The 19,883-nt window shown below is 67.8% G+C and carries 18 protein-coding genes; 11 read left to right on the forward strand and 7 right to left on the reverse strand.

All coding sequences use genetic code 11. The features are described from left to right. Window positions 1-7: 7 nt before the first annotated feature. The 5 genes from G6N58_RS29925 to G6N58_RS29945 form a co-directional block, all read right to left on the reverse strand. Window positions 8-535 (reverse strand): SRPBCC family protein, encoded by a 528-nt coding sequence (locus G6N58_RS29925; protein WP_115280327.1) that lies wholly within the window; start codon window positions 533-535, stop codon window positions 8-10. A gap of 198 nt (window positions 536-733) precedes the next feature. Beyond that, the gene (locus G6N58_RS29930; RefSeq protein ID WP_115280326.1) at window positions 734-1,552 is read right to left on the reverse strand and encodes an ATP-binding cassette domain-containing protein; all 819 of its coding nucleotides are present in this window, start codon (window positions 1,550-1,552) and stop codon (window positions 734-736) included. A 12-nt stretch (window positions 1,553-1,564) separates the two neighbouring features. Beyond that, window positions 1,565-2,623 carry an ABC transporter permease gene (locus G6N58_RS29935; protein WP_115280325.1) on the reverse strand — a complete coding sequence of 353 codons (1,059 nt, stop codon included), beginning with the start codon at window positions 2,621-2,623 and terminating at the stop codon, window positions 1,565-1,567. Between the two features lie 28 nt (window positions 2,624-2,651). Continuing rightward, window positions 2,652-3,659, reverse strand: a complete 1,008-nt coding sequence (locus G6N58_RS29940; protein WP_115280324.1) for a substrate-binding domain-containing protein — start codon at window positions 3,657-3,659, stop codon at window positions 2,652-2,654. 227 nt (window positions 3,660-3,886) lie between these two features. Then, complete coding sequence (locus G6N58_RS29945; RefSeq protein WP_115280323.1) at window positions 3,887-4,624, reverse strand: GntR family transcriptional regulator; 738 nt, start codon at window positions 4,622-4,624, stop codon at window positions 3,887-3,889. Between the two features lie 229 nt (window positions 4,625-4,853). On the opposite strand from G6N58_RS29945, the gene iolC reads away from it, so the two are divergent. From iolC to G6N58_RS29980, 7 genes are read left to right on the forward strand one after another with little or no spacing between them, the layout of a single operon-like run. Then, on the forward strand, window positions 4,854-5,825 hold the full coding sequence (iolC, locus tag G6N58_RS29950; protein WP_115280322.1) for a 5-dehydro-2-deoxygluconokinase: 972 nt from the start codon (window positions 4,854-4,856) through the stop codon (window positions 5,823-5,825). Continuing rightward, the gene (locus tag G6N58_RS29955) at window positions 5,818-6,699 is read left to right on the forward strand and encodes a Cgl0159 family (beta/alpha)8-fold protein (RefSeq protein ID WP_115280321.1); all 882 of its coding nucleotides are present in this window, start codon (window positions 5,818-5,820) and stop codon (window positions 6,697-6,699) included. The genes iolC and G6N58_RS29955 overlap by 8 nt, the downstream gene beginning before the upstream one ends. Next, entirely contained in the window at window positions 6,700-7,563 is an 864-nt protein-coding gene (gene iolB, locus G6N58_RS29960) for a 5-deoxy-glucuronate isomerase (RefSeq protein ID WP_115280320.1), read from the forward strand. A 3-nt stretch (window positions 7,564-7,566) separates the two neighbouring features. Then, window positions 7,567-9,516 (forward strand): 3D-(3,5/4)-trihydroxycyclohexane-1,2-dione acylhydrolase (decyclizing), encoded by a 1,950-nt coding sequence (iolD, locus tag G6N58_RS29965; RefSeq protein ID WP_115280319.1) that lies wholly within the window; start codon window positions 7,567-7,569, stop codon window positions 9,514-9,516. Between the two features lie 7 nt (window positions 9,517-9,523). After that, window positions 9,524-10,429 carry a sugar phosphate isomerase/epimerase family protein gene (locus tag G6N58_RS29970; RefSeq protein WP_115280318.1) on the forward strand — a complete coding sequence of 302 codons (906 nt, stop codon included), beginning with the start codon at window positions 9,524-9,526 and terminating at the stop codon, window positions 10,427-10,429. 9 nt (window positions 10,430-10,438) lie between these two features. Beyond that, entirely contained in the window at window positions 10,439-11,446 is a 1,008-nt protein-coding gene (locus G6N58_RS29975; RefSeq protein ID WP_115280317.1) for a Gfo/Idh/MocA family protein, read from the forward strand. A 3-nt stretch (window positions 11,447-11,449) separates the two neighbouring features. Then, window positions 11,450-12,280, forward strand: coding sequence for a sugar phosphate isomerase/epimerase family protein (locus G6N58_RS29980; protein ID WP_115280316.1), 831 nt, complete (start codon window positions 11,450-11,452; stop codon window positions 12,278-12,280). On the opposite strand, the gene G6N58_RS29985 is transcribed toward G6N58_RS29980, so the two are convergent. Continuing rightward, entirely contained in the window at window positions 12,281-12,739 is a 459-nt protein-coding gene (locus G6N58_RS29985; protein WP_115280315.1) for a hypothetical protein, read from the reverse strand. It lies immediately after the preceding gene. A gap of 99 nt (window positions 12,740-12,838) precedes the next feature. Further along, window positions 12,839-15,013 carry a glutamine synthetase III family protein gene (locus tag G6N58_RS29990; protein WP_115280314.1) on the reverse strand — a complete coding sequence of 725 codons (2,175 nt, stop codon included), beginning with the start codon at window positions 15,011-15,013 and terminating at the stop codon, window positions 12,839-12,841. Window positions 15,014-15,244: 231 nt separating this feature from the next. Between G6N58_RS29990 and G6N58_RS29995 the strand changes: the two genes are divergently transcribed. The 4 genes from G6N58_RS29995 to fdhD all read left to right on the forward strand — a co-directional run bounded on the left by G6N58_RS29995 (window position 15,245) and on the right by fdhD (window position 19,807). Further along, entirely contained in the window at window positions 15,245-15,502 is a 258-nt protein-coding gene (locus tag G6N58_RS29995) for a hypothetical protein (RefSeq protein WP_115280313.1), read from the forward strand. An 80-nt stretch (window positions 15,503-15,582) separates the two neighbouring features. Continuing rightward, complete coding sequence (locus G6N58_RS30000) at window positions 15,583-16,659, forward strand: YncE family protein (RefSeq protein WP_163908555.1); 1,077 nt, start codon at window positions 15,583-15,585, stop codon at window positions 16,657-16,659. A 9-nt stretch (window positions 16,660-16,668) separates the two neighbouring features. Then, window positions 16,669-18,993 (forward strand): FdhF/YdeP family oxidoreductase, encoded by a 2,325-nt coding sequence (locus G6N58_RS30005; protein ID WP_115280312.1) that lies wholly within the window; start codon window positions 16,669-16,671, stop codon window positions 18,991-18,993. Beyond that, window positions 18,986-19,807 carry a formate dehydrogenase accessory sulfurtransferase FdhD gene (gene fdhD, locus G6N58_RS30010; RefSeq protein ID WP_115280311.1) on the forward strand — a complete coding sequence of 274 codons (822 nt, stop codon included), beginning with the start codon at window positions 18,986-18,988 and terminating at the stop codon, window positions 19,805-19,807. Before G6N58_RS30005 ends, fdhD begins: the two co-directional genes overlap by 8 nt. Window positions 19,808-19,883 lie beyond the last annotated feature (76 nt).

The following is a 19,883-nucleotide window of genomic DNA, read 5'->3' on the forward strand; positions in this document are numbered from 1 at the left end:
ACCGTGGCTAGCTGGCTGCCCGCAGATTCGGGCTGACCCAGCGCGCGTGGCAAACAGCCGGACGGCCCGGATTCTGGGCGAAGCGCTCAGCGAGCTTCTGCAGGGTCTCGGTGATGGTCGACGCGTGCTGATCGGTGTCGCCGGAGAGCTGGTCGAACAGCGGGGTCAGCGCTGTGCCGAACTCCATGGACTCGGTGACCTCGGTGGTGCCGGCCTCGGTCTCGCTGAGCTCCCAGCGCCACCGGCGCCCGTAGCCGTCCTGCCACTCGATGGTCTTGCCGTCTTCCAGCGCAGTGACGGTGGACGTGGCCTGGTAGGGCACACCAGCTTGTTCCATCGCGACGGTGAAGCTGTCTCCGACGGACAACCGCTCCGGGCCCAGCACCGGAAGATCACGCATGCGCCCGGAGCCATCGAGTTCGCGATGCTGCCGGGGATCGGCGATCAAGGCAAACACTTCAGCTGCGGGAGCCGCGACCTCCACCCGCCTCGCAACGGCAGTTGGGCCCGCGTCCACGTCGACGACAGTCACCATGCCACGGACCATACCCGCAAATCAGAGGCGATAACCATGAGGAATATGCCAGGTAGGACATGAATTTCCTGAGAAAAGAGACAGCGCATCCCAAGAGTGGGAAACCCACTGCGGCGCCGGGAGTGCTGGCCCGCAAACGCTGCGGAACCTGTGCACCTCCGACGCCGCAGGTGAGCAGATGCTCGTTGAGGTAGGCAATCACCGACGCCCGAGCTCGTGGCTCAACGCCTCCAGTTCGTTGCCGCCGGCCATCTCCTGGGTGAGGTGTTCGAGCGTGATCTCGTCATAGCTGCAGTCCAGCTTCTGCCTGCCCCGGTTCAGCAGGACGAAGTGGTCACCCACCATGTGCGCGTGGTGCGGGTTGTGCGTGATGAAGATGACCCCGAAGCCCTGTTCCTTGGCTGCCGTGATGTAGCGCAGCACCATCCCCGACTGCTTGACGCCCAGCGCGGCCGTCGGCTCGTCGAGGATCAGGACGCGGGCGCCGAAGAAGATGGCGCGCGCGATCGCCACACACTGGCGCTGGCCGCCGGACAGCGAGCCGATGGGCGCGTCGACGTCCGGGAGGTCGATGCCCATCTTGTGCAACTCGGCGATGGTGGTGGCACGCATGGCGTTGATGTCGAGCGACTTCAGCAGCCCCTTCTTCCGCAACTCCTGCCCCAGAAAGAAGTTGCGCCACACCGGCATCAGTGACACCACGGCCAGGTCCTGATACACCGTGGCGATGCCCTTGTTCAGCGCGTCCTTGGGCGAGTCGAAGGTGGCGGCCTCGCCGTCGACGAGCAATTCCCCTTCGGTGGGCTTGTGCAGGCCGGCGATGATCTTGATCAACGTGGACTTGCCCGCGCCGTTGTCACCCAGGACACCGGTGACCTGACCTGCGCCCACCCGCAGGTTGATGCCCTTGAGCGCGATGATGTTTCCGTAGCTCTTACCGACATTCCTCAACTCGACCAGGGGCGTGACGCCCCCCGCCGGCGCGGATTCGATCGGTGCATGTGCAGCAGTGCTCATGTGCTCTTTCTCCTACCGCTTGGCCGCGTAGTTGCGGAAGGCGTTGTTGGCGATCACCGCGAACAGCAGCATGGCGCCGAGGAAGAACTTGAACCAGTCCGGGTTCCAGCCCGCATAGACGATGCCCTGGTTGGTCATACCGAAGATGAAGGCGCCGATGAGCGTGCCGATGGCGGTGCCGTAACCGCCGGTCAACAGGCAGCCACCGATCACCGCGGCGATGATGTAGAAGAACTCGTTGCCCACGCCCTGTCCGGACTGCACGGTGTTGAACGAGAACAGCAGGTGCATGCCGACGAACCAGGCGCAGAACCCGACGAGCATGAACAGGCCGATCTTGACCTTCAGCACCGGTACACCCACTGCCCTGGCGCTGTCCTGATTGCCACCGACGGCGAAGATCCAGTTGCCGACGCGGGTCTTGAACAACACGTAGGTGGCGATGACGGCGAACAAGATCCACCACACCACGGTGACGCGCACCGACACCCCGAAGACGGTGAAGGACGACGCGAACACCGCGCGTCCCGAGTCGAATCCCGCCATGTCGGAGACGCTGGGGGTGGCAACCTGGCCCGAAAGGAGCTTGGTGACAGCGAGATTGATACCGGCGAGCATGAAGAACGTGCCCAAGGTGATCAGGAAGGACGGGATCTTGGTGCGCATCACCAGGTAGCCGTTGAAGAAGCCCACGCCCAGCGCCAGCCCCAGCGACAGCGCGGCACCGATCCAGAGATTCAGGTGCAGGTTGTAGGAGAGCATGGAGGCGGCCAGCGAGGTGGTGGTGACGGCAACGCCGGCGGACAGGTCGAACTCGCCGCCGATCATCAGCATTCCCACCCCGACCGCCATGATCCCGATGGTGGAACTGGCGTAGAGCACCGTGGCCAGCGCCTCCGGAGAACGGAATGGCGGCGCGACCACGAGGAAGAAGACAAAGATCCCGACGGCTCCGACGAGGGCGCCCATCTCGGGCCGAATCAGGATGCGCTGCAGCCGATTCTGCTCTTTGACGCGCTCGTCGTGGACGACCTTGTGGGTGCCGAGGTCGAGGTCTGCCTGGGTGGTCATGCGTGCACTCCGTTCTCCGCGGCGCTCATCAGCGCGTGCCGGCCTTCGCGTACTCGGCGACGGCCTCGATGTTGGACTTGTCGATGAACGACGGCCCGGTCAAGGTGGCCTGGTTACCACCGATGACGTTGCCGTTGGTCAGGTACAGCCACAGCGAGTCGACAGCCAGGTAACCCTGCAGGTAGGGCTGCTGGTCCACTGCCCACTGCACGTCGCCGTTGGTGATGGCGTCCACCAGTGCGGCATTGGTGTCGAAGGTGCCCACCTTGGCCGTGCTGCCCGCGGTCTTGGCCGACTGGACCGCCGTCAGCGCGAACGGTGCGCCCAGGGCCACGATGTAGTCGAGGGACGGGTCCTGCTGCAGTTTGGCGGTGATGGTGGCTTCCACCGACGGCATGTCCTTGCCGTTGACGTTGAGCACCTCCGACGCCGGGAAGGTGTTCTTCAGGCCCGCACACCGGGCCTCGAGGTCCACGTGTCCCTGCTCCTGGATGATGCAGACCGCCTTGGTGGCGCCCTCAGAGGTCAGACGCTTGCCGGCTTCCTGGCCGGCGATGTAGCCGTCCTGCCCGAAGTACTCCTTGACGCCCATGGCCGCCCAGTCCTCGAGGCCGGCGTTGAAGGCCACCACCGGAATGCCCGCTGCCACAGCGGCGTCCACTCCGGGCTTCATGGCGTCCGGCTTGGCCAGCGTGACCGCGATGCCGTTGACATTGCTGTCGATGGCGGTCTGCACCAGGTTGGCCTGATTGGGCCCCTCGGGGTCGCTGGAGTACCGCAGCTCGATGTTGTCCTTCTGGGCCGCGGTCTCGGCGCCCTTGCGCACCAGATCCCAGAACGAGTCGCCCGGCGCCTCGTGGGTGATCATCGCAACGGTGAAGCGCGGGGTGTCCACCGAGCCGCCGCCGGAACCGTCGCCGCCGCCGGCCTCCTCGGGCTTGCCGCCGGTGCTCGAGCACGCGGCCAGCAGGGTCACAGCGGCCGCGACACCTGCGATCTTGACCCAGCGACGCTGCGGGCCTTCCTGCACCTTCATGGATTCTCCTCGGGGGATGACGCTCGGCGCGGCGCGGGTCGGCCGGGCCGTAGATAGGCACTCCTGATGATATAATACGCATCACAGGCAGAAGTCAAGACTTTGTTCTGACATTAGGACTGCAAGTCAAACATCGGTCCCGCACACCCGCGCGGACAACGCCCGCAACGGGCTGAACACGTTGCACGGCAACACCATCGGCACCCACTACCAGGGGTGCGGGCGGCTCAACGGTCGACGAGCGTGGTGTCGAAGTAGTAGCGAGAAGCGCGGTAGACATGGCTGCCGTACTCGACGATGCGCCCGGAATCGTCGAAGGCAGTCCGCGCCATCACCAGCAACGGCGCCTTCGGTTTCTCGTCGAGCAGCCGCGCCTCGTCCCGATCGGCCGCCTTGGCGCCGATGCGCTGGCGCGCCAGTCGGATGTGCACCCCGCGGGACCGCAGCGCCTGGTAGAGGCCGGCGCGTTCGAGTTCGTCCTGATCGGGCGCCAGCGCCGCAGGCAGATGATTCGTCATCACCGCCAGGGGCTGCCCACCGGAGCTGCGCAGTCGGCGCATGGTCACCACCTCGGCATCCGGTGCCAGATTCAGGTGCACGGCAATGTCTTCCGACACCGGCCCCAGCCGGTACTCCAGCACGCGGGTGGCCGGCTCCTGACCCGCCCGGGCCAGATCGTCGAACAAGCTGGTCAACTCCACCGGACGGTGCACCGGAGTCTGGACAACCTGGGTGCCGACCCCGCGCTTGCGCACCAGCAGGCCTTTGTCCACCAGTTCCTGGATGGCGCGCCGCGTGGTGGGCCGGGACAGATTGAGCCGCGACGCCAACGCCAGCTCGTTCTCGAAGCGGTCGCCGGGCTTGAGCTGACCGTCCAGAATCGCCTTCTCGAACACCTGCGCCACCTGGAAGTACAACGGCACCGGGCTGGAACGGTCCAGTTCGACGGACAACGTGGTGGTCACCCTGGGACTCCGATCGTCTTCTGGCGTGGCGGCACTGTGGCACACACTACAGCGCCATGACGGAAAGTAAGAATGTCCGAACAAACTCTTGACAGCGGCCTGGCACCCGGAGCACAGTCATCATGACACCGGGGCGCTGGCGAATCCGCTGACCGGATGTCCGTCCGGGCCGCCCCGGCGCACACACATGGCGCAACCATGAAGACGCACTACCGATTCGGAGCTGAACGTGAGCCCTGCAGAACCCTTCGACGTTCTCGCCATCGGCCGCAGCGGAGTCGATGTCTACCCCCTTCAGGTCGGCGTCGGCCTCGAGGACGTGGAGTCTTTCGGGAAGTTCCTGGGCGGCAGCGCCGCCAACGTCACGGTCGCGGCGGCCCGCCTGGGCAATCGCGCCGCCCTCATCTCCGGAGCCGGTGACGACCCGTTCGGCAACTACGTCCGTACCGAACTCGCCCGACTGGGGGTGGACAACCGCTACGTCACGGTGCACGCCGAATACCCCACGCCGGTGACGTTCTGCGAGATCTTTCCACCTGATCACTTCCCGCTGTACTTCTACCGCAAGCCCTCGGCGCCGGATCTGCAGATCACCGCCGAGGAGCTGGACCTCGAGGCCGTGCGCACGGCGCGGCTGTACTGGTCGACGGTCACCGGGTTGTCCGAAGAACCCAGTCGCAGTGCCCATTTCGCCGCATGGGAAGCCCGCGGCCGAGCACCGCTGACCGTACTCGACCTGGATTACCGACCCATGTTCTGGGAATCGCCCGCCGCGGCCACCGAGCAGGTACAGCGGGCCCTGGCGCACGTCACGGTCGCCGTGGGCAACCGCGAGGAGTGCGAGATCGCCGTCGGCGAGACGAACCCGAACAAAGCGGCCGACGCCCTCCTGGATCTCGGCGTCGAGTTGGCGATCGTCAAGCAGGGCCCACGCGGCGTGCTCGGCAAGACCCGCCGCAGTTCGGTCACCGTCGCCCCCAACGAGGTCGACGTCGTCAACGGCCTCGGTGCCGGAGATGCGTTCGGCGGCAGCCTGATACACGGACTGCTCCACGGCTGGCCGATGGAGAAGACCCTGCGCTACGCCAATGCCGCCGGAGCCATCGTCGCCTCCCGCCTGGAGTGCTCGACCGCCATGCCCACTGCCGCCGAGGTGGCAGAACTCGCCGAACAATCCGCCGTGGAGGCCGTCAATGTCTAGCCCGCCAGCCACCAGCTACGCCGACGTCACCGACCTGCGCGCCGCGGATCCCGCTGCGGTCGCCCGCGCCTGGGCCGGCCGGGTCACCCGCCCCACCGTGCGCGGCAACGGCAACCTGATGATCGTGGCCGCCGACCACCCCGCCCGCGGCGCGCTGGCGGTCGGGAAGCGACCGACCGCCATGAACAGCCGCACCGACCTGCTGGACCGGTTACGCGCTGCACTCGCCGACCCCGGCGTGGACGGCGTGCTGGCCACCTCCGACATCCTCGACGACCTGGTGCTCCTCGGGGCCCTGGAGGACAAGGTGGTGTTCTCGTCCTTCAACCGCGGTGGGCTGGCCGGCTCGGCGTTCGAGCTCGACGACCGGATGACGGGCGCCACGGCAGCGTCCACCGCCGCCGCGAGGATGAACGGCGGAAAGATGCTGTGCCGCATCGACCTCGATGACCCCGGCACCGTTGCCACCATGGCCGCCTGCGCGCAGGCGGTGGACCAGCTGGCGGCCAGCGGTCTGATCGCGATGCTCGAGCCCTTCATGTCCAGCCGCGTCGACGGCAAGGTCCGCAACGACCTGTCGCCCGACGCGGTGATCAAATCCATCCACATCTGCCAGGGCCTGGGCTCCACCTCCGCCTACACCTGGATGAAGCTGCCGGTGGTCGAGGAGATGGATCGCGTGATGGAGGCCACCACCCTGCCGACACTGTTGCTCGGTGGTGATCCCGCCGATCCTGACGAAGCGTTCGCCAGCTGGGAGAAGGCGCTGGCGCTGCCGTCGGTGCGCGGTCTGATCGTCGGTCGCACCCTGCTGTATCCCCCGGACGACGATGTGAGCTCGGCGGTGGCCACCGCGGTTGCGATGGTGCGGTAGATGCACAGCTCGCTCTACATCCCGGCCGGCAGCGCGGCACAGCCCTACACCGTCCACGTCACGCCCGAGTCGGCGGGCTGGAGCGAATCCTCGCTGCAGGTCTTGCAATTGGACGGCACCAGTGTTGATCTGCACACCGGGGTCACCGAGGTGATGATCCTGCCGCTGGCCGGCGGCGGCTCGGTCACCTGTGCCGGCGAGACCTTCGAGCTGTCACCTCGTGCGTCGGTGTTCGACGGTCCGGCTGACATGGTGTACCTGGGCATCGACCAGGCGTACACACTGTCGGGCCGGGGCCGGATCGCGATCTGCGGTGCCCGCGCCACCCGCTCCCTGCCCAACCGCCGGGTGGCCGCGGCCGACGTGTCGCTGGAACTGCGGGGCGCGGGCAACTGCAGCCGGCAGGTGCACAACTTCGGCACCGCCGACACCTTCGAGGCGGATTCACTGATCGCCTGCGAGGTCATCACCCCCGGCGGCAACTGGTCGAGCTACCCGGCCCACAAGCACGACGAGTTGACCCCGACGCAGAGCGAGCTGGAGGAGATCTACTACTTCGAGTTCACCGCCGGACCCGATTCGTCCCGCGGGTTCGGCTACCACCGGGTCTACGGCACCCCGGAGCGACCCATCGAAGTGCTCGAGGAGGTACGCACCGGCGACGTCGTCCTGGTGCCACACGGTTACCACGGACCGTCAGTCGCCGCCCCCGGCTACCACATGTACTACCTCAACGTGATGGCCGGCCCCGACGCCGAACGCGCCTGGAAGATCGTCGACGACCCCGAACACACCTGGCTGCGCGGCACCTGGGACGGCCAGGACGTCGATCCCCGCCTGCCCCTGCACGCTCCGAGAGGCTGACCCATGGTTTCCACCGCACCCAAGTCGACCGAGAAGCTGGCCGACACCGAAGGCACCGTCCGCCTGACCGTCGCTCAGGCCACCGTCCGGTTCCTGGCCAACCAGTACGTCGAACGCGACGGACAGCGGGCTAAGTTCTTCGCCGGCTGCTTGGGCATCTTCGGCCACGGCAACGTCGCCGGGCTGGGCCAGGCGCTGCTCGAGGACGAGGTCGCCGCGTTCGAGGCGGGCCGCGAACCCGGCCTGCGTTACGTGTTGGGCCGCAACGAGCAGGCCATGGTGCACACCGCCGTCGCCTACGCCCGGCAGAAGGACCGCCTGCAGGCCTGGGCCGTGACCGCCAGTGTGGGACCGGGTTCCACCAACATGCTGACCGGCGCTGCGCTGGCCACCATCAACAGGCTGCCGGTGCTGCTGCTGCCGGCCGATACCTTCGCCACCCGGGTCAGCGCGCCGGTGCTCCAGGAGCTCGAACTGCCGTCGTCCGGTGATGTCACGGTCAACGATGCCTTCAAGCCCCTGTCCCGGTACTTCGACCGGGTGTGGCGCCCCGAACAGCTGCCCGCGGCACTGCTGGGCGCCATGCGGGTGCTCACCGATCCGGTCGAGACCGGCTGCGCCACCGTGGCCATCCCCCAGGACGTGCAGGCAGAGGCGCACGACTGGCCGGAATCGCTGTTCGCCGAACGCACCTGGCACGTCGCGCGCCCGCTGCCGGAGCGCTCTGTGCTCGCGCGGGCCGCCGAGATCATCCGCGGGGCTCGGACACCGCTGATCGTGGCCGGCGGCGGTGTCATCTACTCCGACGCCACCGACGCCCTCGCCGCGTTCTGCCACCAAACCGGCATCCCGGTCAGCGAGACCCAGGCGGGCAAGGGTTCGCTGCGCCATGACCACCCCCAGGCGGTCGGCGCGGTCGGTTCCACCGGCACCACTGCCGCCAATGCGTTGGCCGCCGAGGCCGATGTGGTGATCGGGATCGGCACGCGCTACAGCGATTTCACCTCCGCCTCCCGGACGGCGTTCAACAACCCCGACGTGCGCTTCGTCAACATCAATGTCGCGTCGCTGGACGCGGTGAAGCAGGGCGGCCTCAGCGTGGTCTCCGATGCGCGCGAAGCCCTCGAGGCGCTCGCGACGTCAGTGGGCGACTACCGGGTACCGGCGGAATACGGCGCCCGCGCCACCGAACTCGCCGCCGAATGGGACGCCACCGTGTCCGCGGTCTACGCCACCGACGACGGCGCGCAACTGAACCAGAACCAGGTGATCGGACTGGTGAATACGCTGTCGGATCCACACGACGTGGTGGTGTGTGCCGCCGGCTCGATGCCCGGTGATCTGCACAAGCTCTGGCGCACCCGTGACCGCAAGGGCTATCACGTCGAATACGGCTTCTCCTGCATGGGTTACGAGATCGCCGGCGGCATCGGGGTACGGATGGGCGCGCCCGAGCGTGACGTGTTCGTCATGGTGGGCGACGGCTCCTATCTCATGATGTCCTCCGAGCTGGTGACCGCCGTGCAGGAGGGCATCAAGGTGATACCGGTGCTGGTGCAGAACCACGGGTTCGCCTCCATCGGAGGCCTGTCCGAGTCCGTGGGTTCGCAGCGCTTCGGCACCTCGTACCAGTACCGCGGTGCCGACGGCCGCCTCGACGGCGGACGGCTGCCGGTCGACCTGGCGGCGAATGCCGCCAGCCTGGGGGCCGACGTCATCAAGGCCGGTACCGCAGCGGAGTTCGCCGATGCGATCAAGGTCGCCAAGGCCGCCGAGCGCACCACGGTGATCTACGTCGAGACCGATCCGCTGGTCTTCGCCCCCGACAGCCAGTCGTGGTGGGACGTGCCCGTCAGCGAGGTGTCGGCCCTGGAGTCCACCCGGTCGGCCTACCAGCGCTACGCGGACTGGAAGAAAGTTCAACGCCCGCTGATCAATCCGTCCGATCGCTAGGACCGCCATGAGCAGCATTCTGGTCGGGTCAGCACCCGATTCCTGGGGTGTGTGGTTCCCCGACGATCCGCAGCAGACTCCCTACACCCGCTTCCTCGACGAGGTGGCCGAATCCGGGTATCGGTGGATCGAGCTGGGTCCGTACGGCTATCTGCCCACCGACCCCGTACGTCTGGCAGACGAACTGGCTGCCCGCTCGCTGAAGCTTTCTGCAGGAACGGTTTTCGAACACCTACACCAGGATGATTCCTGGTCGGCGGTGTGGAAGCAGATCGAGGACGTCGCCAAGCTGACCGCCGCCGTGGGCGGCAAGCACGTCGTCGTGATTCCCGAGATGTGGCGCGACCCGTCCACCGGCGCCGTGCTCGAAGAGCGCACCCTCACTCCGGAACAGTGGCGCAAGAAGACCCAGGGCATGAACGACCTCGGTCGGGCGATGTACGAGAAGTACGGCGTGCGGGCCCAATACCACCCGCACGCCGACAGCCACGTGGACACCGAGGAGAACGTCTACCGATTCCTGGACGGCACCGACGCCGAGCACGTCAACCTCTGCCTGGACACCGGTCACATCTCCTACTGCGGCGGCGACAACATCGCCATCATCCGCCGTGCCCCCGAACGTATCGGCTACCTGCATCTCAAGCAGGTGGATCCAGAGGTACGCGCCAAGGTGGAGGCCGAGGACCTGCCGTTCGGTGAGGCCGTCAAGTTGGGCGCCATGACCGAGCCGCCGCACGGCGTCCCCGAGATGCCGCCGCTGCTCGCCGAGATCGACACACTCGGCATCGATGTCTTCGCCATCGTGGAGCAGGACATGTACCCCTGCCACGTCGACACCCCCCTTCCCATTGCCACCCGCACCCGGAATTACTTGGGGGCCTGCGGAATCCCCTCGGTACGTTTCAGCTAGGAGTCCTCGATGTCCGACCTGCGTATCGCCGTCCTGGGTGTCGGTGTGATGGGTGCCGACCACGTCGCCCGCATCACCTCGAGGATCAGCGGCGCACGGGTGTCGGTGGTCAACGACTACCTGCCCGAGAAGGCCGAGCAGATCGCGGCTGCGGTCCCCGGCTGCCGCGCGGTGGCCGACCCCCTGGATGCGATCGCCGATGCGCAGGTGGACGCGGTCCTGCTGGCCACGCCGGGCCCGACCCACGAGAAGCAACTACTGACGTGCCTGGAGCACCGCAAGCCGGTGCTGTGCGAGAAGCCGCTGACCACCGATGTGACCAGTTCACTCGAGATCGTGCGCCGCGAGGCAGATCTGGGCGTGCCATTGATCCAGGTCGGGTTCATGCGGCGCTTCGACCACGAATACACCGCACTGAAGACGCTGCTCGACGGCGGCGAGCTCGGCACCCCGCTGCTGATGCACTGTGTGCACCGAAATGCCTCGGTCCCGCCCTATTTCGACAGCTCGATGATCGTCCGGGATTCCCTGGTGCACGAGGTGGACGTGACCCGCTTCCTCTTCGGTGAGGAGATCACCTCGATCCAGGTCATCACCCCCTCGGCCAGCCCCGGCGCGCCCCAGGGTCTGCAGGATCCGCAGGTCGCCGTGTTCACCACCGAGAGCGGCAAGCACATCGACGTCGAGGTGTTCGTGACCACCGGTGTGGCCTACGAGGTCCGCACCGAAGTGGTCGGCGAACGGGGCAGCGCCATGATCGGCCTGGGCGTCGGGCTGGTGCGCAAGAGCGCCCCGGGCCGCTGGGGCGGCACCATCACCCCCGGATTCCGCGAGCGCTTCGGGCAGGCCTACGACACCGAGGTCCAGCGGTGGGTGGACGCGGTTGTCAGTGGAGTGAATGTCGACGGGCCGGGCGCCTGGGACGGGTACGCGTCCACCGCCGTGTGCGAAGCCGGCGTGAAGTCGCTGCAATCCGGCCGGCCCGAACCGGTGGAGCTGGACGAGCGCAGGGCGTAACCGGTGACCCCTCTGGTGGCCACAGCATGGACCAGCGCAGGCAACACCTCACCGAAACACCCGCTGCCCATCAGCCCGGTCCCGATCACCGAGCGGGTCGCGGCCGTGGCCGCCGCCGGCTTCACCGGCATGGGGCTGATCGCCGACGATCTCCGAGCGATCCGGGACACCCTGGGGTTCCCGGCCCTACGCGACCTGATCGCCGACCACGGCCTGCGCCACATCGAGATCGAACTGCTCGAACACTGGTGGATTCCCGGGGCGTCCGACGACGTGCGGTCGCTGCTGTTCGACGCCGCCGACATCCTGGCGCCGGCTTTCATCAAGATCGGCTCGGCTCCGGGACCGAGAATTGACGACATCACCGCGCTGGTGCAGCCGTTGCGTGAGCTGGCGCGCCAGGCAACTGACCACGGCACCCGGGTGGCGATCGAGACCATGCCGTTCTCGGCCATCAACACGGTGCCGTTGGGCGCCGAAATCGTGACTGCGGCAGCTCATCCCGCAGCCGGCCTGCTGGTGGATGCCTGGCACGTGTTCCGCGCCGGCACCACGCTCGATGAACTCCGCGACGCCTTGGCCCCGGAGATGATCTTCGGGGTGGAACTCGACGACGCCGCGGCCGACGTGGTGGGGTCGCTGTTCGACGACACCGTCGACAACCGACTGCTCTGCGGTGCAGGCACGTTCGACCTGAGTGGGCTGATCGGCGTCCTGCGTGAACTCGGCTTCAGCGGGCCCTGGGGCGTGGAGATCCTGTCCTCGGAGTTCCGCGCACTGCCGGTGGACGAGGCACTGCGGCAGGCAGCCGGGTCGGCGCTTGCGGTGCTCTGATCAGTGCCGCGGGTCGGCCGGATGCCGGTAGGCCTCGATGCGCTCCAGGTCGTCGAGCAGTTCCTCCCGGCTGCCGTACTCCGCGTGCTCGTCGCGCATCAGCGATTCGAAGTCGGCGAACTGCACCAGGTAGCCGTCCTCCAGCACCGTCACCGCGGTGGGCACCCAGGAATCCCCCGTTGGCGCTGACGCCGGCCAGGTCCACATGTCCGAGCTCTCCTCGTCGAGGTGCACGTGCACGGCATCCCAGCCGCGCCGGACCAGCACCCGCCCCAGCAGCTCATCACTGTAGAACTGCTCTTCGTCATCAGCCAGCGCAAGCGACAGCGCCTCGACCATGTCTGACAGCCCGGCGTCGGGCCCCGGCTCGGTGAGGCTCTCCTCGTACTCCGAGCCGGCCCGCCCCGTACGCCAGGCCTTGCCCTTGGACTTCTTCGCGCGGCTCCTGCTCTTCGGCATGACCGCGAGGGTATCGCCTCCCCAACCGGTCGAGCGTCCGCGTTTGTACGGAATCAACGGCGTGTCGCTGTGCAAACACGGGCGCTCGCCGGGGTGGGGTCAGAGGATGTAGAGCATCTCCTGATAGGTGGGCAGCGGCCACAGGTCGTCGGCGACAACACTTTCCAGCGTGTCGGCGGCCTCCCGGACTGCGGCCATGGCAGGCAGCAGCGCTGACTGCGCGTGGGTGGCCTCCTCCAGTGAACCCTCCACGTGCTCACCCAGGGCCGCCTTCAGCGTCGCCAGCGCCTCCGTCAGCTCCGCGATGGGTCCCGAAACCGCCTCCAGCAGAGCCAGACTGGGCTCCAGGCCGGCGCTCTTGAGCGCGCCGGCGTTCTGCGCCAGCTCGGTCTGATACCGCATCGCCGCCGGCAGGATCACCGTGGTGCCCAGCTCCAGCACCAGTTTGGCCTCGACGCCGATGGTCAGCGCATACTGCTCCAGACGCACCTCGTAGCGGCTGTGCAACTCGCGTTCGCTGAACACCCCGTACTTCTCGAACAGCGCCACGGCCTCGGGCTTGATCAACTCGGGGATGGCGTCCAGCGTGGTCTTGAGGTTGGGCAGACCGCGCTCGGCGGCTTCGATCTGCCAGTTGTCGGAGTAGCCGTCGCCGTTGAAGACCACCGCGCCGTGCTCGGTGATGATCTCGGTGAGCAGTTGCTGCACCGCCGAATCGAACTCGGCACCGTCGGCCAGCGACTTCTCCAGCGCGGTGGCCATGTAGTCGAACGAGTCGGCCATGATGGTGTTCAGGACGATCATCGGCACGGCCACGGTCTGTCCCGAGCCGGGCGCACGGAACTCGAAGCGGTTGCCGGTGAACGCGAACGGGCTGGTGCGGTTGCGGTCACCCGGGTCGGTGGGCAGCTGCGGCAGGGTGTCCACCCCGATGTGCATGACGCCCTTGCCCTTCGACGACGTGGCCGCGCCCTTGGCGATCTGCTCGAAGACATCGGCCAGCTGCGCACCGAGGAAGATCGAGATGATGGCCGGCGGTGCTTCGTTGGCGCCGAGGCGGTGATCGTTGGTGGCCGAGGCCACCGATACCCGCAGCAGCCCACCGAACTTGTGCACGGCGCGGATCACGGCCGCGCAGAACACCAGGAACTGGGCGTTCTCGTGCGGGGTGTCCCCGGGCACCAGCAGGGATCCGAGCTCGGCGTTGCCCACCGAGAAGTTCACGTGCTTGCCGGAGCCGTTGACACCGGCGAACGGCTTCTCGTGGAACAGGCACTCCATGCCGTGCTTCTTGGCGATGGTCTTGAACACCGTCATCAGCAGCTGCTGGTGATCGGAGGCGATGTTGGCGCGCTCGAACATCGGCGCCACCTCGAACTGCGCGGGGGCCACCTCGTTGTGCCGGGTCTTGGCGGGGATGCCGAGCTTGAACAGCTCGCGCTCGGTGTCCATCATGAAGCCCAGCACCCGCTCGGGCACGGCCCCGAAGTAGTGGTCGTCGAATTCCTGCCCCTTGGGCGGCTTGGCGCCGAAGAGGGTGCGCCCGGCGTTCACCAGGTCCGGACGGGCCAGGAAGAAGTGCCGGTCCACCAGGAAGTACTCCTGCTCGGGGCCGCAGAACGAGACCACCTTCTCCGCGGTGTCGTGGCCGAAGAGGCTCAGGATGCGCTCGGCGTGGGTGCCCATCGCCTGCTGGCTGCGCAACAGCGGGGTCTTGTAGTCCAGCGCCTCCCCCGTCATCGACACGAAGACGGTGGGAATGCACAAGGTGTTGCCGTTGGGGTTCTCCAGGATGTAGGCCGGGCTGGTGACGTCCCAGCCGGTGTAGCCGCGCGCCTCGAAGGTGCTGCGCAGGCCGCCCGACGGGAAGCTGGAAGCGTCCGGCTCGCCCTGGATCAGGGTCTTGCCGGCGAATTCGGCCAGCGTCTGACCGTCGGAGACCGGCTCGAGGAAGCTGTCGTGCTTCTCGGCGGTGAGCCCGGTCATGGGGTAGAACACGTGGGCGTAGTGGGTGGCGCCTTTGCTCAGCGCCCAGTCCTTCATGGCCGAGGCCACCGAGTCCGCGACCGCCGGATCCAGCGTCGCACCCTTTTCGATGGTGGCGACCACGGACTTGAACACCGACTTCGGCAGGCGCAGCTGCATCTCGGCCTTGGTGAACACGTTGGCGCCGAAGATCTCTCCCGGCGCCTCGGCGGGATCGAAGCTGATGGCCGGAGGCACAAAAGCCTCCACGCTGTTGATCGCCTGCAGACGGACGGCATTTCCGCTCATGGACTTCCTCACTGCTCGCGTCCGCATCTGGTCGACGGACGTGTGACCGACCCAACCTAAGAACCTTCGATGGCAAATCTGTTACGGCGACGTCAACGGCAGAATGCGGCGCCGCCCGCACAGATCGCCCGGCTCGGCAAACACGCATTTGCGCATTGAGAATCCATCCAGAATCCGCCAAGACCGCCGACACATCCTGTGTGCACCCAATCGAGAACACAGGAGGAACCAATGTCCGCACTGCGCACCGCCATCCGCTCCACCATCGCCGCCGTCGCCATCGGGGTGGCCGGTCTCGGACTGGCCGGCACGGCCGGCGCCGCTCCCGCGCCCAGCCCGCAGATCACCCACATCGCCGCGGAGAATCCGGCTGCGCCGGACCTGACCGCCCCGTCCGATCTGACCGCCGCCGCGTGTGCCGCCGCCCCCGCTCCGGGCGCCCACTGCCCGGTTGCGGACGCCGCGCACAAGCCCGCGCGCCGGCGCTGACACTGCCCGACTCCCGGACCGTCACATGCCCGTCACCCGGATGGGCACATCGACGGTCCGGGGGCGGGTACCGCTTCACCATGCGCGCACTCACCGCGGCAGCAGCCGTCTGCATCCTGCTGGCCGCCGGCTGCAGCGACGCACCCCCGCCACCGGCCGAGGCTCCGCCGGCCACCACCACCGGTCTGCTGCCATCGGACGTGCCCACCGAAGGGACCCGGCCCGACGCGGCCGCGCTGCCGCCGCCCGCCGAGCCGCAACAGGCCCCGCCCCCGCAGACCGGACTGCCCGGGCGTCAGGTCCCGGTCGGACGCTCCCCCGAAGGCGTCGTCGTCGACGCGGTGACCCGGCGCGTCGCCGTCGCCGTCCGCGACCCCGATGAACTGGTCCTGCTCGACGCGGACACCGGCACCGTCACCGGCCGCACCCCCCTGACCGGATTCGTCCGTCACCTGCAACTCGCCGCACCCGGCGGCCCCGTGCTGGTCCCCGTGGAGAGCGCCGACGCGCTGGTGCGGGTGGATCTGCCCGACGGCCGCAGCCGACCCCAGATCATCACCGGCACCTTTCCCCACGACGCCGCACAGGCGCAGAACGGCACGGTGTTCGTCGCCAACGAACACGGCGGCACTGTGACCGCGCTGCGGGGCGATGACATCGTGAAGGTGTTCACCGACAGCGTGCAGCCTGCGGGCCTGGCGCCCAGCGGCGCGATGATGGGGCTGCTCGACGTCCGCAAGAACGATCTCACCATCTACGACGCCGACACCCTCACCATCGTCGGTTCGACCCCGGCCGGCGTCGGCCCCACCCATCTGGTGGCCGACCGCCGCGGCAGGCTGATCGCCGCCGATACCCGCGGCGACGCCGTCCGAGTGTTCACCGCACAGCCCGAACCCCGGGAGGTGGCCAGCATCGCCCAGCCCGGCGGCCCGTACGGGATCACCTACGACCCGCGGCGCGACCGGCTGTGGGTGGCGTCCTCGGGGCGCAACGAAGTGATCGGTTATGACATGGCCCAGGACACCCCGCGGGAGGTCATGCGCTTCCCCACCCTGCAGAACCCCTACACCCTCGGTGTCGACGCCGACACCGGTCGTCTCTTCGTCGCGGGAACCACGTCGGGCAATGTTCAGATCATCGACACCGAGGCCTAGATTGGAAGCGTGAGCACCCGCCGCCACCCCCAGCAGGACAACACCGCCGTCGTCGACGAGAACGCGATCGTCATCTCCGAGCGCAAACACGAAGCGGCCGGGGTGAAGGCCGTCATGGTGTCGTTGACCCGCGGCCTGCAGCAGATGGGTCCGGCACGCACCGCGGCGGCGTGGCTCAAGCTGAACCAGCGGCACGGGTTCGACTGCCCCGGCTGCGCATGGCCGGAAGAGCCCGGCGGCCGCAAGTTCGCGGAGTTCTGCGAGAACGGCGCCAAAGCCGTCGCCGAGGAGGCCACCAAACGGGTCGTCACGGCGGACTTCTTCGCCCGGCACTCGGTGGCCGAACTCGCCGAGCAGCCCGAATACTGGCTGTCCCAGCAGGGCCGCCTGACGCAGCCGATGGTGCTGCCCGCGGGGGCCACGCACTACCAGCCCATCTCGTGGGACGGCGCCTACCGGCTGATCGCCGACGAACTGCAGGCCCTGGCCGATCCGGACGAGGCGGTGTTCTACACCTCCGGCCGCACCAGCAACGAGGCCGCGTTCCTGTATCAGCTGCTGGTGCGCAGCTTCGGCACCAACAACCTGCCCGACTGCTCGAACATGTGCCACGAATCCTCCGGTGCGGCGCTGTCGGACGCCATCGGCATCGGAAAGGGCTCGGTGACCGTCGAGGACCTCATCGGCGCCGACCTCATCATGATCGCCGGGCAGAACCCGGGTACCAACCACCCCCGGATGTTGTCCGTCCTGGAGAAGGCCAAGGCCAACGGCGCCGTGATCGTCGCGGTGAACCCGCTGCCCGAAGCCGGGCTGATGCGGTTCAAGGATCCACAGAAGGTGCACGGCGTCGTCGGCGATGGTGTGCCGATCGCCGACGAGTTCGTCCAGATCCGCATCGGTGGAGACATGGCGTTCTTCGCCGGCCTGGGCAAGCTGCTGTTCGAGGCGGAAGATGCCGCTCCGGGAACGGTGCTGGACCGGGCGTTCATCGAGCAGCACTGCGCCGGCTTCGCCGAGTACGAGGCACAGACCCGCGCGGTGGACCTCGACACCGTGGCCGAGGCCTCCGGCATCAGCCGGGATCAGCTGGCGCGGGTCGCCCGGATGCTGATCGCCTCCGAGCGGACCATCATCTGCTGGGCGATGGGACTGACCCAGCAGCGCCACGCGGTGGCCACCATCGGAGAGGCCACCAACCTCCTGCTGATGCGCGGCATGATCGGCAAGCCCGGAGCCGGGGTGTGCCCGGTGCGCGGGCACTCCAACGTCCAGGGCGACCGCACCATGGGCATCTGGGAGAAGATGCCGGAAAGCTTTCTGGACGCCCTGGATTCGCGTTTCGGCATCGTCAGCCCCCGCAAGCACGGCATGGACACCGTGGACGCCATCCGCGCCATGCGCGACGGCCGCGGCAAGGTGTTCATCGGGATGGGGGGCAACTTCTCCTCGGCCACCCCGGACACCGAGGTCACCGAAGCGGCCCTGCGCAATTGCAGTCTGACGGTGCAGATCTCGACCAAGCTGAACCGCAGCCACGTGGTACACGGGCGCACCGCGCTGATCCTGCCCACCCTGGGCCGCACCGACCGCGACATCCAGGCCGGCGGCAAACAGATGGTGTCGGTGGAGGATTCGATGTCGATGGTGCACCTGTCGCGGGGCGGCCTGCAGCCTCCCAGCGATCAGCTGCGCAGCGAGGTCGCCATCGTATGCCAACTGGCACATACGCTGTTGGGCCCTGATCACCCCGTGCCCTGGCTGTCGTTCGTCGACGATTACGACCGCATCCGCGACGCCATCGCCGCGGTGGTGCCGGGCTGCACCGACTACAACCGGCGCGTGCGCCGGCCCGACGGGTTCCAGCTGCCCCACCCGCCGCGTGACGCCCGCGAATTCCCCACGCACACCGGCAAAGCCAACTTCTCGAGTTATCCGCTGGAATGGGTGCCGGTACCCGAGGGGCGACTGATCCTGCAGACGCTGCGCAGCCACGATCAGTACAACACCACCATCTACGGGCTCGACGACCGCTACCGCGGCGTGAAGGGCGGGCGCCGGGTGGTGTTCATGCACCCCGACGACGTGGCCGCCCTGGGCCTGCACGACGGCGCGCACGTCGACCTGATCTCGGAGTACCCCGACGGCGCCGGCGGCATCCAGGAACGTCGGGCGAAGAACTTCCGGGTGGTGCCGTACTCCACCCCGGTGGGCAACGCCGCCGCCTACTACCCGGAGACCAACCCGCTGGTGCCGCTGGACCACACGGCCACCAGGTCCAACACCCCGGTGTCCAAAGCCGTGGTGATCCGGGTCGAGCCGGTTCATGGGTAGGGTCACCGCGCGCCGGCGGGCCAGCCACATCCGCGCGGAGCACGTCAGCGAACGCCCGGAGACCCTGGTGGTCGAAGAACCCCTGGAGATCCGGCTCGGCGGCAGTGCCCTGACGGTGACCATGCGGACCCCGGGTTCGGATGTCGAACTGGCGCAGGGTTTTCTGCTCACCGAAGGCGTGGTGGGTGGTCGCGACGACATCGCGGCCGTGCGCTACTGCCGCGGCGCCGACGACGACGGCGTGAACACCTACAACGTCCTGGACGTCACCCTGGCTCCCGGTGTGCCCCTGCCGGATGTCGACATCCGTCGCAACTTCTACACCACCTCGTCCTGCGGTATCTGCGGCAAGGCCTCGCTGGACGCCGTGGCCACCATCAGCCGCCACGCACCCGGTGACGACCCGACCACCATCACCCGGGAGACCTTGACCACGTTGCCGGCCACACTGCGCGCCGGACAGAAGGTGTTCGCCAGTACCGGCGGCCTGCACGGCGCGGCGCTGTTCACCGCCGACGGCACCCTGTTGGCGCTGCGGGAAGACATCGGCAGGCACAACGCCGTCGACAAGGTGATCGGCTGGGCGCTGGAGCAGAATCGCATCCCGCTGTCGGGAACCGTGCTGTTGGTCAGCGGCCGGGCCTCCTTCGAGCTGACCCAAAAGGCGGTCATGGCAGGCATTCCCGTCATGGCGGCGGTGTCGGCGCCCTCCTCGCTGGCCGTGGATCTGGCCGCCCAGTCCGGGCTCACCCTGGTGGCGTTCCTGCGCGGAGACTCGATGAACATCTACAGCCGGCCCGATCGCATCACCTGACCGCAAGCATTGCCACAGCCGATTGGCAGATGCGCCCATCGCCGCACCTCGTGGCATCAGCCGGCCCACAGAAACC

The organism is Mycolicibacterium tokaiense (genome assembly GCF_010725885.1).
Taxonomy (GTDB): Bacteria; Actinomycetota; Actinomycetes; order Mycobacteriales; family Mycobacteriaceae; genus Mycobacterium; species Mycobacterium tokaiense.

Bases quoted from the DNA above. Each gene is read 5' to 3' on its own strand.
- iolD (WP_115280319.1), top strand. From the start codon at position 7,567: ATGGTTTCCACCGCACCCAAGTCGACCGAGAAGCTGGCCGACACCGAA.
- G6N58_RS29990 (WP_115280314.1), bottom strand. From the start codon at position 15,013: ATGAGCGGAAATGCCGTCCGTCTGCAGGCGATCAACAGCGTGGAGGCT.
- G6N58_RS30000 (WP_163908555.1), top strand. From the start codon at position 15,583: ATGCGCGCACTCACCGCGGCAGCAGCCGTCTGCATCCTGCTGGCCGCC.
- G6N58_RS29995 (WP_115280313.1), top strand. From the start codon at position 15,245: ATGTCCGCACTGCGCACCGCCATCCGCTCCACCATCGCCGCCGTCGCC.
- G6N58_RS29955 (WP_115280321.1), top strand. From the start codon at position 5,818: ATGTCTAGCCCGCCAGCCACCAGCTACGCCGACGTCACCGACCTGCGC.
- G6N58_RS29935 (WP_115280325.1), bottom strand. From the start codon at position 2,623: ATGACCACCCAGGCAGACCTCGACCTCGGCACCCACAAGGTCGTCCAC.
- G6N58_RS29925 (WP_115280327.1), bottom strand. From the start codon at position 535: ATGGTGACTGTCGTCGACGTGGACGCGGGCCCAACTGCCGTTGCGAGG.
- G6N58_RS29985 (WP_115280315.1), bottom strand. From the start codon at position 12,739: ATGCCGAAGAGCAGGAGCCGCGCGAAGAAGTCCAAGGGCAAGGCCTGG.
- iolB (WP_115280320.1), top strand. From the start codon at position 6,700: ATGCACAGCTCGCTCTACATCCCGGCCGGCAGCGCGGCACAGCCCTAC.
- G6N58_RS29970 (WP_115280318.1), top strand. From the start codon at position 9,524: ATGAGCAGCATTCTGGTCGGGTCAGCACCCGATTCCTGGGGTGTGTGG.
- fdhD (WP_115280311.1), top strand. From the start codon at position 18,986: ATGGGTAGGGTCACCGCGCGCCGGCGGGCCAGCCACATCCGCGCGGAG.
- G6N58_RS29975 (WP_115280317.1), top strand. From the start codon at position 10,439: ATGTCCGACCTGCGTATCGCCGTCCTGGGTGTCGGTGTGATGGGTGCC.
- G6N58_RS29940 (WP_115280324.1), bottom strand. From the start codon at position 3,659: ATGAAGGTGCAGGAAGGCCCGCAGCGTCGCTGGGTCAAGATCGCAGGT.
- G6N58_RS29930 (WP_115280326.1), bottom strand. From the start codon at position 1,552: ATGAGCACTGCTGCACATGCACCGATCGAATCCGCGCCGGCGGGGGGC.